At 63.4% G+C, this 13,301-nt stretch carries 13 protein-coding genes; 3 read left to right on the top strand and 10 right to left on the bottom strand.

The features are described from left to right. The first annotated feature begins 140 nt into the window (after positions 1-140). The 3 genes from B597_RS44465 to fdxA all read left to right on the top strand — a co-directional run bounded on the left by B597_RS44465 (position 141) and on the right by fdxA (position 3,888). Positions 141-677, top strand: coding sequence for a tyrosine-type recombinase/integrase (locus tag B597_RS44465; protein ID WP_003295645.1), 537 nt, complete (start codon positions 141-143; stop codon positions 675-677). A gap of 183 nt (positions 678-860) precedes the next feature. Beyond that, positions 861-3,440: a DNA mismatch repair protein MutS gene (gene mutS, locus B597_RS44455; protein ID WP_003295646.1), complete on the top strand. Its 2,580-nt coding sequence runs from the start codon at positions 861-863 to the stop codon at positions 3,438-3,440. Between the two features lie 124 nt (positions 3,441-3,564). Then, positions 3,565-3,888, top strand: coding sequence for a ferredoxin FdxA (fdxA, locus tag B597_RS44450; protein WP_003285709.1), 324 nt, complete (start codon positions 3,565-3,567; stop codon positions 3,886-3,888). Between the two features lie 76 nt (positions 3,889-3,964). On the opposite strand, the gene B597_RS44445 is transcribed toward fdxA, so the two are convergent. From B597_RS44445 to urtE, 10 genes are all read right to left on the bottom strand, one after another. Further along, positions 3,965-4,156: a CsbD family protein gene (locus B597_RS44445; RefSeq protein WP_003295648.1), complete on the bottom strand. Its 192-nt coding sequence runs from the start codon at positions 4,154-4,156 to the stop codon at positions 3,965-3,967. A gap of 83 nt (positions 4,157-4,239) precedes the next feature. After that, on the bottom strand, positions 4,240-5,235 hold the full coding sequence (locus B597_RS44440) for a glucosaminyl phosphatidylglycerol flippase (RefSeq protein ID WP_024162511.1): 996 nt from the start codon (positions 5,233-5,235) through the stop codon (positions 4,240-4,242). Beyond that, positions 5,232-5,993 carry an N-acetylglucosaminyl phosphatidylglycerol deacetylase gene (locus tag B597_RS44435; RefSeq protein ID WP_024162510.1) on the bottom strand — a complete coding sequence of 254 codons (762 nt, stop codon included), beginning with the start codon at positions 5,991-5,993 and terminating at the stop codon, positions 5,232-5,234. Before B597_RS44435 ends, B597_RS44440 begins: the two co-directional genes overlap by 4 nt. Then, positions 5,986-7,101, bottom strand: a complete 1,116-nt coding sequence (locus B597_RS44430) for an N-acetylglucosaminyl phosphatidylglycerol synthase (RefSeq protein WP_003295651.1) — start codon at positions 7,099-7,101, stop codon at positions 5,986-5,988. The genes B597_RS44435 and B597_RS44430 overlap by 8 nt, the downstream gene beginning before the upstream one ends. A gap of 151 nt (positions 7,102-7,252) precedes the next feature. Then, a complete protein-coding gene (locus B597_RS44425) occupies positions 7,253-8,128 on the bottom strand; it encodes a YihY/virulence factor BrkB family protein (protein ID WP_003295653.1) in 876 nt (291 codons plus the stop codon). Positions 8,129-8,199: 71 nt separating this feature from the next. Beyond that, positions 8,200-9,225, bottom strand: coding sequence for an AAA family ATPase (locus B597_RS44420; protein WP_003295654.1), 1,026 nt, complete (start codon positions 9,223-9,225; stop codon positions 8,200-8,202). 226 nt (positions 9,226-9,451) lie between these two features. Beyond that, positions 9,452-10,492, bottom strand: coding sequence for an aliphatic amidase (locus B597_RS44415; protein ID WP_003295656.1), 1,041 nt, complete (start codon positions 10,490-10,492; stop codon positions 9,452-9,454). Positions 10,493-10,527: 35 nt separating this feature from the next. Next, positions 10,528-10,875, bottom strand: coding sequence for an FmdB family zinc ribbon protein (locus B597_RS44410; RefSeq protein ID WP_003295658.1), 348 nt, complete (start codon positions 10,873-10,875; stop codon positions 10,528-10,530). A gap of 78 nt (positions 10,876-10,953) precedes the next feature. After that, positions 10,954-12,183 (bottom strand): formamidase, encoded by a 1,230-nt coding sequence (gene fmdA, locus B597_RS44405; RefSeq protein WP_003295660.1) that lies wholly within the window; start codon positions 12,181-12,183, stop codon positions 10,954-10,956. A 327-nt stretch (positions 12,184-12,510) separates the two neighbouring features. Then, entirely contained in the window at positions 12,511-13,200 is a 690-nt protein-coding gene (urtE, locus tag B597_RS44400; RefSeq protein ID WP_003295661.1) for an urea ABC transporter ATP-binding subunit UrtE, read from the bottom strand. Positions 13,201-13,301: the final 101 nt, after the last annotated feature.

The following is a 13,301-nucleotide window of genomic DNA, read 5'->3' as shown; positions in this document are numbered from 1 at the left end:
ACGAACCAATCAGGGCTACACAACAGGCATGAAAGCGAGAAGCACGACTCGACGCGCGTGCGCAGGCTTTTTCAGCTTCAGCTGCTTTTCATGGAGCGTATTGCCGGCCTGGGCTGGCCAATGCCTGCACGCGATTCGAGATGACGGACCGCGACCCAGATCCGCTGACGAAATCGGAGGTCGAGGATCTGCTGCAGAAAGGCTGCCTGCATCCCATGGATCGTGCCGCCGTGACGCTTGCGGTCTACACCGGCCTGCGGCCAGGCGAGCTGTGCGCGCTGGCTCATGAGGACGTCGACTTGGTGAGAGGCGTGATCCACGTTAACCGTGCGATCACCAGTTCCGGCACATTCAAGCTGCCCAAGACAGGAAAGAAGCGCACCGTAATGCTCTTTCCGCCGGCTCTGGAAGCCTGTCGCGAGCTGCTGACGTTCAAGCACAACATCGAGCCTCAGACCATTACCGTCCAGCTCACTCGGCACGAATCGATTCAGGAAACCGTCACGCCGTTGATCACGCCAGTCGTCCAGGCGCGCAAGAAGCACGTCAACGTGGTTCATCCCTTCCTCATGGAATTCGAAGTGGGCGAACATCCAACGCCGCGCACAGATCCGCCACCGTCGCCCATACCAGGCCCGGCACACCTACGCCTGCTGGTGCCTGGTAGCGCGTGGTAACCTTGCGTTCATTGCCAAGCAGATGGGGCACAAGGACTTCACGATGCTTGTCCAGGTCTACGCCAAATGGATGGGCGACGAGCCCCCAAACGAGCTGCAGCACATCTGGGCAGGCATGCAAAAGGCAGCGTGAGCTGCCCCAAATTTGCCCCAAAAAATTCGCCACCTCGCTCTAAGTAACTGATGAATAAAGCAATTTCCGACCTGCCTCAGCATACCCCGATGATGCAGCAGTACTGGAGGCTCAAGCGCGAGCATCCGGACCAGTTGATGTTCTACCGCATGGGGGACTTCTACGAACTGTTCTACGACGACGCCAAGAAGGCCGCCGCGCTGCTCGACATCACCCTCACCGCACGCGGTCAGTCGGCGGGCACCGCGATTCCGATGGCGGGCATTCCCTTCCATTCGGCAGAAGGCTATCTCGCGCGCCTGGTGAAGCTCGGTGAATCGGTGGTGATCTGCGAACAGATCGGTGATCCGGCCACCAGCAAGGGACCGGTGGAGCGCCAGGTGGTGCGCATCATTACCCCCGGCACGGTGAGCGACGAGGCACTGCTCGACGAGCGCCGCGACAACCTGCTGGCCGCCGTGGTCGGCGACGAGAAGCTGTTTGGCCTGTCGGTGCTGGACATCGCCAGCGGCCGCTTCACAGTGCAGGAACTCAAGGGCTGGGAAACCCTGCTCGCCGAGCTGGAGCGTCTGAGCCCGGCGGAGCTGTTGATCCCCGACGACTGGCCCCAGGGCCTGCCGCTGGAAAAGCGCCGTGGCGTACGCCGCCGTGCACCCTGGGATTTCGATCGCGATTCGGCCTTCAAGAGCCTTTGCCAACAGTTCGCCACTCAGGACCTCAAGGGCTTCGGCTGCGAGAACCTGACGCTGGCCATCGGCGCCGCCGGCTGTCTGCTGAGCTACGCCAAGGAAACCCAGCGCACCGCCCTGCCCCACCTGCGCAGTCTGCGCCACGAGCGACTCGACGACACGGTGATACTCGACGGTGCCAGCCGCCGCAACCTGGAGCTGGATGTCAACCTCTCCGGTGGCCGCGAGAACACCCTGCAGTCAGTCATGGACCGCTGCCAGACCGCCATGGGCTCGCGCCTCTTGACCCGCTGGCTGAATCGCCCATTACGCAACCGCGAGGTCCTCGAAGCGCGCCAGGATTCGATCACCTGCCTGCTCGAGTATTACCGTTTCGAACAGCTGCAGCCGCAGCTCAAGGACATCGGTGACCTGGAACGCATCCTCGCCCGGATCGGCCTGCGCAATGCCCGCCCACGCGATCTGGCGCGCCTGCGCGACGCCCTTGCGGCGCTGCCGCAGTTGCAGGCCGGCATGCAAGACTTGGTGGCACCGCATCTGCACGAACTGGCGAAAAGCATCAGCACCTACCCGGAGCTGGCCGAACTGCTGGCCCGCGCAATCATCGACAACCCGCCGGCGGTGATCCGCGACGGCGGCGTGCTCAAGACCGGTTACGACGCCGAGCTGGATGAGCTGCAATCGCTTTCCGAGAATGCCGGCCAGTACCTGATGGACCTGGAAGCCCGCGAGAAAGCCCGCACCGGGCTGGCCAACCTGAAGGTCGGCTACAACCGCGTGCACGGCTACTTCATCGAGTTGCCGAGCAAGCAGGCCGAATCGGCCCCGGCCGACTACATCCGCCGGCAGACCCTCAAGGGCGCCGAGCGCTTCATCACCCCGGAGCTCAAGGAGTTCGAGGACAAGGCGCTGTCGGCCAAGAGCCGCGCCCTGGCCCGCGAGAAGCTGCTCTACGACGAGCTGCTGGAGATGCTCATCGGCCACCTGGCACCGCTGCAGGAAAGCGCTTCGGCATTGGCCGAGCTGGACGTGCTGAGCAATCTGGCCGAGCGCGCGCTGAATCTCGACCTGAATCGCCCGCGCTTCGTCGAACAGCCCTGCATGCATATCGAGCAGGGCCGCCATCCGGTGGTCGAGCAGGTGCTGGAGACGCCCTTCGTGGCCAACGACCTCGGCCTCGACGATGCCACCCGCATGCTGGTTATCACCGGGCCGAACATGGGCGGTAAATCCACCTACATGCGCCAGACCGCGCTGATCGTGCTGCTGGCACAGATCGGCAGTTTCGTTCCGGCGGCAGCCTGCGAGCTGTCGCTGGTCGACCGCATCTTCACCCGCATCGGCTCTTCGGACGATCTCGCCGGCGGGCGCTCCACCTTCATGGTGGAAATGAGCGAAACCGCCAACATCCTGCACAACGCCAGCGACCGCAGCCTGGTGCTGATGGACGAGGTGGGCCGCGGCACCAGCACCTTCGATGGACTGTCGCTGGCCTGGGCGGCGGCCGAACACCTGGCGAAACTGCGCGCGTTCACCCTGTTCGCCACTCATTACTTCGAGCTGACCGTGCTGCCGGAAAGCGAGCCGGTGGTGGCCAACGTTCACCTCTCGGCCACCGAGCACAACGAGCGCATCGTCTTCCTGCATCACGTGCTGCCGGGGCCGGCCAGCCAGAGCTACGGCCTGGCGGTGGCGCAACTGGCCGGCGTGCCGGGCGAAGTGATCCAGCGTGCGCGCGACCATCTGTCGCGCCTGGAAACCACCAGCCTGCCCCACGAAGCGCCGAGAATGGCGCCCGGCCAGCCGGCACCGCCGATGCAGAACGACCTGTTCGCCAGCCTGCCGCATCCGGTGATCGAGGAATTGGGACGGATCAATCCCGATGATGTGACGCCGCGCCAGGCGCTGGAGCTGCTATACAGCTTGAAATCGCGCATTTGATACGCGCAGAAAGCTGCTAGAATCGCGCGCATTTTTTTGATAAGCGGCATTTTGCCTGGTGCCGCCTAAGCCGCAGGGGCGTCGCCGTAACGCCTACCTGACACGCCTGAGGAGATAGCTAGAAATGACCTTCGTCGTCACCGACAACTGCATCAAGTGCAAATACACCGATTGCGTGGAAGTCTGCCCGGTGGACTGCTTCTACGAAGGCCCGAACTTTCTGGTGATCCATCCGGACGAGTGCATCGATTGCGCCCTGTGCGAGCCGGAGTGCCCTGCCCAGGCGATCTTCTCCGAAGACGAAGTGCCTGAGGATCAGCAGGAATTCATCGAACTGAACGCCGATCTGGCGGAAGTCTGGCCGAACATCACCGAGAAGAAAGACGCCCTGGCCGATGCCGAAGAGTGGGATGGCGTTAAGGACAAGCTGCAGTACCTGGAGCGCTGATCGCTAGCCGCGCCCCGACAAAAAAATGCCCGCAGCGATGCGGGCATTTTCTTTTCTGCTGCAAAAGGCAGCGGTGTCAGGCTTTGTCGACGCCCTTTTTCAGAGTGTCCTTGGCCTCACCCTTGACCTGCTGGGCATCGCCCTTGACCTCCTGGCGCTGGCCCTCGCCTTTCAGGCGCGAGTTGTCGGTGGCTTCGCCGACGCCCTGCTTGATCTTGCCGACGGCCTCGTTGGCATTGCCCTTGACCTTGTCTCCAGTGCTGCTCATGGCTGACCTCACTTCGTTGATTTCATTGGTGACACAGGAGTGGACCGGGCAAGCGAAACGTTAGTTTCGCTCCGACCATCGGATCAGGCCTGGCGCGAGCGCAGCAACCGGCCCAGCAAGGGGCGGCCAGCCAGGTGCAGGAACAACGGCGCGCCGACGATCAGATAGAAGTAATAGGTAACGAAACGCCAGATCAGAATCGCCGCCGCAGTCGTCGACTTGCCCACCATGGGGGTCAGCAGCGCTGCCGAGGCCAGCTCGGCGCTGCCAGCGCCACCGGGCAGCAGGCTGAGTTGGCCAGCGGTCAATGCCAGCAGTTGCACGAGGAAGGTCCAGGCCCAGGCCAGTTCACTGCCCAAGCCTCGCAGTGTCAGATAAAGCACGCTAAAGCGCAGCAGCCAGTGCATCGTGGTCAGCACGAACACCACGAGCAGGGTCCGACGCGGCAACCGGAAGCAGTCGACCAGCGCATTGCGAAAGCCGAGTATTTTGCGCGCCCAGCGGCGCTTGCGTGATTCCTTCATGCCCAGCCGGGTCACCAGCCAGCCATTGAGCAGGAATACCTGCCGATGAAAGCGTCCGAGCAGTCCCAGCAGCACCATCACGCCGATCAGCAGCGCCGCACTGAACCCCAGCAGGCTGGCGATGTAAGCGTTCAGCGCATGGGTCAGTGCGTAGAACAGCACACCGACCAGCGCGCAGGCGAAGAACAGCAGATCGCTCAGTTGCTCGACCGCATAGGTTGCGGTGCCCTTGGCCGGCGCCACGCCCTGACGCATGAGCAGCGCCATCAGCGTCAGCGGCCCACCGGCACCGCCCGGCGTGGCACAGATGGCAAATTCGGTGGCCACCACGATGCCGAAAGCACGGCGCTGGTCCAACTGCTGGGCGCGCCCCAGCAACAGGCGCAGCCGCAGTGCATTAAGGTTCCAGCCAACTAACACCATGCCGAGCATTGCAGCCAGCAAGCCACCGGGGAAGTGCCATAACCGCTCGAACAGACCGCTGCCGCCAAGCAACAATGGCACCAGCGCAGCGGCAAGCAGGGCAGCCGCCAATAACCACCAGCGCCGGTTCACGCTACCGCACCCAGCGATTGCTGTTCGCGCAGCCAGTCGATCTTGGTCACAGGCCGCCTCCCCTCACTCAGCAGCCGGACCAGCACGTCGAGCCAGTAACGCCGGGAAAACCCGTGGCGCATGTCCACCGGATGCAGTCCAAGGCGCAACAGGGGCGCCTGTCGATAGCGGCGCAGATGATGTTCGCTGACCAGCCGGGAAACACCGCGCCGCCAGGCGCTGCGAGCGCTCCAGACCAGGCCTGGGGCGACGATAGGCGCGAACTCGGGAAGCAGATAGAGGTGCCCGGGATCGCTGGTGTAGAGCAGTCCGCTGTCGGCCAGCGCGCGACGTGTGCCCTGACTCATCAGCCAGGCCGGTGCGACAAACCCATGCAATGGCCAGCGATGGCGTCGAAAGAGGTCGATGCCACGTTCCAGCCGTTCGCACGCGGCCGATTCGTCAAGGTCATAGAACTCGCCCTCATGGGTATAGACGCGGCGCATGAACCAGTCCCTGGCCGACGTCGGAGCCGGCTCGAGGTCGGCGTGATAGCAGCCGTGCAACACCAACTCGTCACCACGCTGCAGGCGCCGGTCGAGCAGGTGCCGAAAATCGGCCTGCTGGTCGAGCGGATTGCGCCGGTGGAAGTTCGGCACCACCAGCCAGGTGATGGGTACGCCCCCCATGGCGTCCACGGCTTCGACGAACGGTCGGTAATCCGCCCAGGTTTCCTCTGCCACATCATGCAGCACCAGCGCAAATGCAGGCTCAGCCATGCACGGCTACCGGTAGATCGGCCGTGCCCAGCACCGCGTGATAATGGGCGAGCAGCCCGGCGACCACGGCATCCCAGGCATGGTGAGCCTCTACGTGCTGACGCGCCTGCTGCCCGAGCAGCCGGGGATCGTCCTCGAACAATTCGCGTACCGTGTGAGCCATCGCCCTGGCATCCAGCGGTCGGCAGAGCCGACCGCTGTAGAACGGCACCAGTTCCGGCAGTGCCCCCGCCCGCGCAGCCACCACCGGTATTCCGCAGGCCATGGCTTCAAGCACGACCAGACCGAAGGTTTCCTGATTCCCCGCATGCAGCAGCACATCACTACTGGCCATGTAGCGCGCCACGTCGCTGGCCGGGCAGAAACGATCGATCACCGTGACGTTGTCCGGCACCCGTTGCGGCATGCTCGAGCCCACCAGCAGCAGGTGATAGGGCTTGCCTAGCTGACGCGCCGTTTCCAGCAGAATGTGAAGGTTCTTCTCCCGCGAGCCACGCCCGGCAAAGACCATCAGCCGGGTGTCCTCGGCCAGCCCCAGCTCGCGCCGCAGCTGCGGATCACGCCGTCCGGGGCAGAAGGTATCCAGATCCACCCCCAGCGGCTGCACGAACACGTTCTTCACGCCGAGATGGATGAGTTTGTCAGCCATGACCTCGCTGGGCGCCAGCACGCGATCGAAGCTGCCGTACAGGCGCGAGACGTAACCGTTGAGATTGGTGCCCAACCAGCTGCCAATACGGTTGCTGACCAACAGCGGCAAATCGGAATGATAGAAACCGATAACCGGCACGTTAAGCCGCCGCCCGGCATCGAGGGCGGCCCAGGCCGTCATATAGGGGTCACCAACCTCGATCAGATCGGGGCGCAGGGAACGCAACAGGTTGCACCACGGTGCCCGGCGGATTGGAAAGCGATAGCCCTTGCCGAACGGCAGAATCGGCGAAGGCACCTGATACAGTCCGTCACTGTGGCTATATGCATTGCCCGGCACCAGGATGCTGTGGCGAACCCCGGAATAGAGCTGCAGGCGCCTGTGCTTGGCCTCTAGGTAAGTGCGCACACCACCACTGGCAGGCGCGTAGAACATGGTCATGTCCGCGATATGCAAGGTACTTCTCCGTTCGGTCCCGTTGCAGAAATCCGGTCTTAGCCGGACGAGGTTGCCCATCGGCGAACCCGTTCCGCAGTCCCTGCGGAATAAATCTGTAATGAAATGAATGGACCGTTACGCTGGAGGGACGTTCGCGCCGGACGGCAGCTCAGGCATCGGGCACTTTGTCGCCGGGGTCCTTGCCCTCCACCGAGGCGTGTTCGATGACCGCATTGAGTTCGGCACCGAATAGCAGAACGGCGGCAGAGATATACAGATAGAGCAGCAGCACGATGATGGCGCCGATGCTGCCGTAGGTGGCGTTGTAGTCGGCGAAATTCTGTACGTAGATGCCGAACGCGATCGAGGCCAGGATCCACACCAGCACGGCCACCATCGACCCCGGCGTAATGAAGCGAAACTCCTGCTTCACATCCGGCGCCACGTAGTAAAGCAGCGCCACCACCAGCATCAGCATGATTACGATCATCGGCCAGCGCAGCCAGGTCCAGAGCAGCACGACGACATCCTTCAGGCCGACCTGCGAGGCGAGCCATTCGATCACCTGCGGTCCGATGATCATCAGCCCGGCCGACAGCAGCAACAGCACGGCCACCCCCACGGTATACGCCAACGAAAGAAGGATCAGCTTCCAGCTGGGCCGTCCCTCATCCACATCGTAGGCGCGGTTCATCGCATTCATCAGCGAGCGAAAACCGGCCGAGGCCGTCCATAACGCCACGACGATACCGAAGGACAGGAGCCCGGCTTTCTGCTCCTGCAACTGGTCTATGACCGGATTTATCTGCTCCATCGCCATCGGCGGCAAGGCCAGCTCCGCCTGCATGCGCAACCAGTCGAAGAAATTCTGCAGATCGAGAAAGCCGAGCAAGGCGATAAGAAACAGCAGGAACGGAAACATCGAGAACAGGCCGCGGTATGCCAGCGCCGAGGCATAGGTCGACATATCGTCGTTGCCAAATTCCTTGAACGTACGCTTGAGCAAGGTCACGGCCCCGATGCCGCGGGTGTCCAGCATGGCCATTGGCAAAATTCCCCGGTCAGTGAAGTGTGGTCTAGCAAATGGGACGACCGCACTGCCGCAGAAGTTCGCCACTAGCCGGGCTCGAGCGCCACCCGGATGTCGTCGTCACGCAGCGACGCTCGCCAGACACGCCCGTCGGGATGGCGCAATACGGCATCCGCCAGGACGGGCTCCAGCCGAACCCGCAACTGCCGCGCAAGATCCCGTGCGCCGAAGCGCGGATCATGCAACTGGCAGATCGCCTGCTTGACGGCGGCATCGACCTGCAACCGCACTCCCCGGCGCGCCAGGCGCTGCTCGAGCCTGGCCAGCTCGACCTCGAGCACGGCCATCAGGCGATCGCCTTCGATACGCGAGAAATGCAGGATTCGGTCGATCCGATTAAGGAATTCGGGATCGAAATGACGATGCAGCGCCCGCTCGACGATACCGCCAGCGCGGCGCCTGTTCAGCCAGGGCCAGCGCATGGCATGAGCAACCTGCTGTGCGCCGATATTGCTGGTCATGAACACCAGCGCATTGCGGAAATCCAGGGTTCGGTTACCCGCTGCCAGCGTAAGGCGTCCACTATCGAGCACATTCAGCAGACTGCGCACGACCTCCCGGCTGGCTTTTTCCAGTTCGTCGAACAGCACGATTCCAGGCCGATTAAAGGTCCCGGCAATGGCCTCGGCATCGAACAGGGTCGTGCCTTCCTTGCTGCCCACATAACCGGGCGGAGCCCCGGTGAGCGCGGCGGCATAGTGCTCCTGCGCCAGGGTATTCATGTCGATGCGGCAGAAGGCATCCGGTTTGCCGTGGATGGCCTGCGCCAGCAGGCGGACGATTTCGGTCTTGCCGACTCCGGTAGGCCCGAGGAACAGGTTGACGGTCAGGGGGCGTTCGGGGTCGCCGATGCCAGCCTTGACCACGCGAAGCATGGCGTCCATCTGGTCCAGCACGGCATCCTGGCCGACGATGCGGCTGCGCAGTAGGCTCATGACCTCAGCGGGGTCGAACAGGAAGCGCGAGGTCTTGGCCACCTTGGCACGAGTACGCTCGGCTTCCTGCCCGGCCTCGGCGCGGTTGTGTTCGATCAGATCGTTGACGAAGGGCATGGGAGATCCCGTAGATACAAGGTTGGGTTGAGGAGCGCAGCGACGAAGCCCAACGAGCGGATACCGTCCCAACTCCGAGCTGCGCCGAATGCGCGCCATGCCGGATGTACTGCAGTTTGTGGGCGTAGGGTGGGCTTCAGCCCACCCTACGTGCCCCCTGGATGGTGGGCTGAAGCCCACCCTACGCGGAACGCCGCCCGGCCCACCCTAAGGCGATGCGGCCTGGTCACCCCGCCGTTTTTTCCTTGCCTGCGTGCGGCAGCTCATACACCGGGCAATCGGCAACGCCAACGGTCTGGCGGGTGAGTTTCTCGACGTCCTCCTGCGCCTTCTCTGCATCCAGCACCCAGGTGCGGTAGAACTCGAACGGACAGTCGGCCACACCCTTGTCGCCATCGCCGGAGTTGTAGACGCCGGTGTAGCCGCGGTGCAGCAGCTTGAACAGGTGGTTCTGCGACTGGTCGTTGGCACGCGCGTCGCGGATCTGCGAGATGGACAGCTGGGCGTACTGGATGCCCATCTCCTCCTCGCCGCATTCGCCCAGGGTGCGGCCGTCGAAGCCGATGATCGCCGAGTGGCCGAAGTAGCTGTACACGCCATCGAAGCCCGCCGCGTTGGCTACCGCCACGTAGCAGTTGTTGGCCCAGGCCATGGTCTTGGACATCAGCACCTGCTGCTCCTTGGCCGGGTACATGTAGCCCTGGCAGCGCACGATCAGCTCGGCACCCTTCATCGCACAGTCGCGCCAGATCTCCGGATAGTTGCCGTCGTCGCAGATGATCAGGCTGATCTTCATGCCCTTGGGGCCATCGCTGACGTAGGTGCGGTCGCCTGGGTACCAACCCTCGATCGGGCACCAGGGGATGCACTTGCGGTACTTCTGGACGATCTCGCCCTGATCATTGATCAGCACCAGAGTGTTGTAGGGCGCCTTGGCCGGATCCTCGTTGCGTTCGCCGGTCAGCGAGAAGATGCCCCAGGTCTTCGCCTCGCGGCAGGCGGCGGAGAAGATCGCGGTCTCCTCGCCGGGGATGGTAGCGGCGGTTTCCATCATCTCGCCGGGGTCGTACATGATCCCCATGGTGCTGTACTCGGGGAACACCACCAGGTCCATGCCGGGCAGGCCGAGCTTCATGCCCTTGATCATCTCGGCGATCTTGCGCGCATTGTCGAGGACTTCCGCCTTGGTGTGCAGGCGCGGCATCTTGTAGTTGACCACGGCGACACCGACGGTGTCCGGGCTGCTTGAAATATCTCCGTGACGCATGGGAATTCTCCTTGGCTTATAGCTTGTCGCTGCTTTTAGTGGCTGATCATCCAGGGCCGGTTCGACGGGCTGGCCTTGAGTGCATGCGGATTGGCCTTGGTCGGCTCCACCGGCCTGCTCGGGCCGCAGCAGCTGCAGCCGGCCGGATGGCGCTTGCTGGCGGCGTACTCGGCGACCGTCTTGGGCGCATGGCTGGCGCGTTCATTGGTCTCGTGCGCCGCGCGGGTACTGCCGGCCATGGTTGCCAGGCCTGGGGCGGTGCGAATCACTCGCGGGCTGGGCGTGCCGCAGGCCGGGCAATCGCAGGGTTCGCTACGCACACTCATCGGGCGCAGCGCGGTGAAATCACCGCAGGCGTCGCAGTCGTATTCATAGATCGGCATCGCGTCATCCTCCGTGTCCCTCCATCCGGGCGGGCCAGGCCGCCGTCCAGAGCACCTGCCCCGCCCGGATGAACGAACTCATTTGTCGTAGGCGATCGGCAGGTCGATGCTGCCGTCGAGGAACCGGGTCGGCCCGGACGCGTTCGGGTGGATGTCGAACTCGAAGATCTCGGTCGGCAGCCAGAGCGTGGCGCAGGCGTTGGGGATGTCCACCACGCCGCTGATATGTCCCTGCACTGGCGCCGAACCGAGCAGCGAGTAGCCCTGTGCCGGCGTGTAGCCGAACTTGGTCAGGTAGTTGATGGCGTTCAGGCAGGCCTGCTTGTAGGCGATGTTGACGTCCAGGTAGTGCTGCTTGCCGCTCTCGTCCACCGAGATGCCTTCGAAGATCAGGTAATCCTTGTACGCCGGCACGATGGGGCTGGGCTTGAAGATCGGGTTCTTGATGCCGTATTTGGCCATGCCGCCCTTGATCAGCTCGACCTTCATGTGCACCCAGCCGGCCATCTCGATGGCGCCGCAGAAGGTGATCTCGCCGTCACCCTGGCTGAAGTGCAGGTCGCCCACGGACAACCCGGCGCCGTCGACATAGACCGGGAAGAAGATCTTCGAGCCGCGCGAAAGGTCCTTGATGTCGCAGTTGCCGCCATGCTCCCGGGGCGGCACGGTACGCGCGCCCTGGGCCGCGGCCTTGTCACGCGCCTCGCCGGTCAGCTTGCCCATGTGCGCGGTGGCGGCGAATGTCGGATTGGCCAGCGGCGGGACGCGGTTGGGATTGGTGTCGATCAGGCCCTGCTCGCGCTCGTTCCAGGTGGCGAGCATCTTGTGGTCCGGCAGGCAACCGATCAGGCCCGGGTGGATCAATCCGGCAAAGCGCACGCCCGGAATGTGCCGCGAGCTGGTGAACATGCCCTGGAAGTCCCAGATGGATTTCTGTGCATGGGGGAAGTGATCGGTGAGGAAGCCGCCGCCGTTCTGCTGCGAGAAGAATCCATTGAAGCCCCACAGCGAATCCTGCTTGGCGCCGATGTCGAGCAGGTCTACCACCAGCAGGTCGCCCGGCTCGGCGCCCTCGACCCCGACCGGACCGGATAGGTAGTGCACGGTGGTCAGGTCGACGTCGCGCACATCGGACGCGTCGTCATCATTCTTGATCGCGCCGGCGGTCCAGTCATATGTCTCGAGGATGAAGTCGTCGCCCGGCTTGACCCAGCAGGCCATCGGAATGTCCGGATGCCAGCGGTTGTGGATCTGCTCGTTCTCGGTGGCGGGCTGATTCAAATCGACTTTGATCAGGGTATCGGTCATGACGAAGCTCCTGGAGTGGTAGGAAGTCAGCGTTGCGCTGAGTACGGGCACTAGTCTTTGCCGCATCGGTCGGCGGGAAAATACGTTGGATGACGTATGCCGCAGGCCAGCGCTGACGGGGCTCCCGGCGGATTTCATGCAGACGGCCGAAAGCCGGTGCGCAGAGCCTGCGCACCGGCCCAAAGCTGGAAGGCATGGCGGACAGGGCTGCGCCGTTGTCCGCCCTACGGCCCTGCAGTAAGTAGGTTGGGCTTCAGCCCGCCAATCAAGCGGTCGCGAAGGACGCTGCCACCCTACGGCACTGTGGCTTGCAGCTTGCCGCTGCTGCTAAACCGACAGATACCGACTGATGGTCGCCTCGTCGGCATTGGCCGCACTTTCCTCCAAGACGAAGCGGCCCTTCTCGATGACCAGGAAGCGGTCGGCGATCTCCATGGTGAAGGACAGCACCTGCTCGGACACCACGATGGTGAGGTCGCGCAACGAGCGGATCTCCTTCAACGTGCGCGCGATGTCCTTGATGATCGACGGCTGTATGCCCTCGGTCGGCTCATCCAACAGCAGCACCTTGGGATTGGTCGCCAGCGCACGGGCAATGGCCAATTGCTGTTGCTGTCCGCCGGAGAGATTGCCGCCCTTGCGCTTGCGCATGTCGTGCAGCACCGGAAACAGCGCGTAGAGATCATCCGGTACCTTGCCGCCAGCGGCTGCCGGCAGTCCGGTCTGGATGTTCTCCAGCACCGTCATGCTGGGGAAGATCATCCGCCCCTGGGGCACGTAGGCCACACCGTTGGCGACCCGCTGATGGGTTTCCAGCCCGGCGACTTCCTGGCCGTCCACCTGCACGCTGCCTGCGGTCTGCGGGACGATGCCCATCAGCGTCTTGAACAGTGTGGTCTTGCCCATGCCGTTGCGGCCCATAACCGCGACGATTTCCTGCTTCTCGACCTTGAGATTGAGGTCGTGAAGGATCTGACTCTGGCCGTAGCCCGAGGCGAGGCTGCTGATCTGGAACATGCTGAACTCCTTTTTTACCTGATGGGGTGCGACACTCGTGGACATGCCTGCGGCGATGTCCACCCAACGGTGTGCGGGCCAGCCGTCGGCGTAGGGTGGAT

Origin of the sequence: Stutzerimonas stutzeri KOS6 (assembly GCF_000307775.2) — a bacterium.
Taxonomy (GTDB): domain Bacteria; phylum Pseudomonadota; class Gammaproteobacteria; order Pseudomonadales; family Pseudomonadaceae; genus Stutzerimonas; species Stutzerimonas stutzeri_B.
The sequence above is the reverse complement of the archived record's forward strand: the minus strand, read 5'-3'. Positions and strand labels throughout refer to the sequence as shown.

Coding starts and splice junctions, on each gene's coding strand:
- B597_RS44465 (WP_003295645.1), top strand. CDS start 141: ATGACGGACCGCGACCCAGATCCGCTGACGAAATCGGAGGTCGAGGAT.
- mutS (WP_003295646.1), top strand. CDS start 861: ATGAATAAAGCAATTTCCGACCTGCCTCAGCATACCCCGATGATGCAG.
- fdxA (WP_003285709.1), top strand. CDS start 3,565: ATGACCTTCGTCGTCACCGACAACTGCATCAAGTGCAAATACACCGAT.
- B597_RS44445 (WP_003295648.1), bottom strand. CDS start 4,156: ATGAGCAGCACTGGAGACAAGGTCAAGGGCAATGCCAACGAGGCCGTC.
- B597_RS44435 (WP_024162510.1), bottom strand. CDS start 5,993: ATGGCTGAGCCTGCATTTGCGCTGGTGCTGCATGATGTGGCAGAGGAA.
- B597_RS44425 (WP_003295653.1), bottom strand. CDS start 8,128: ATGGCCATGCTGGACACCCGCGGCATCGGGGCCGTGACCTTGCTCAAG.
- B597_RS44420 (WP_003295654.1), bottom strand. CDS start 9,225: ATGCCCTTCGTCAACGATCTGATCGAACACAACCGCGCCGAGGCCGGG.
- B597_RS44415 (WP_003295656.1), bottom strand. CDS start 10,492: ATGCGTCACGGAGATATTTCAAGCAGCCCGGACACCGTCGGTGTCGCC.
- B597_RS44410 (WP_003295658.1), bottom strand. CDS start 10,875: ATGCCGATCTATGAATACGACTGCGACGCCTGCGGTGATTTCACCGCG.
- fmdA (WP_003295660.1), bottom strand. CDS start 12,183: ATGACCGATACCCTGATCAAAGTCGATTTGAATCAGCCCGCCACCGAG.
- urtE (WP_003295661.1), bottom strand. CDS start 13,200: ATGTTCCAGATCAGCAGCCTCGCCTCGGGCTACGGCCAGAGTCAGATC.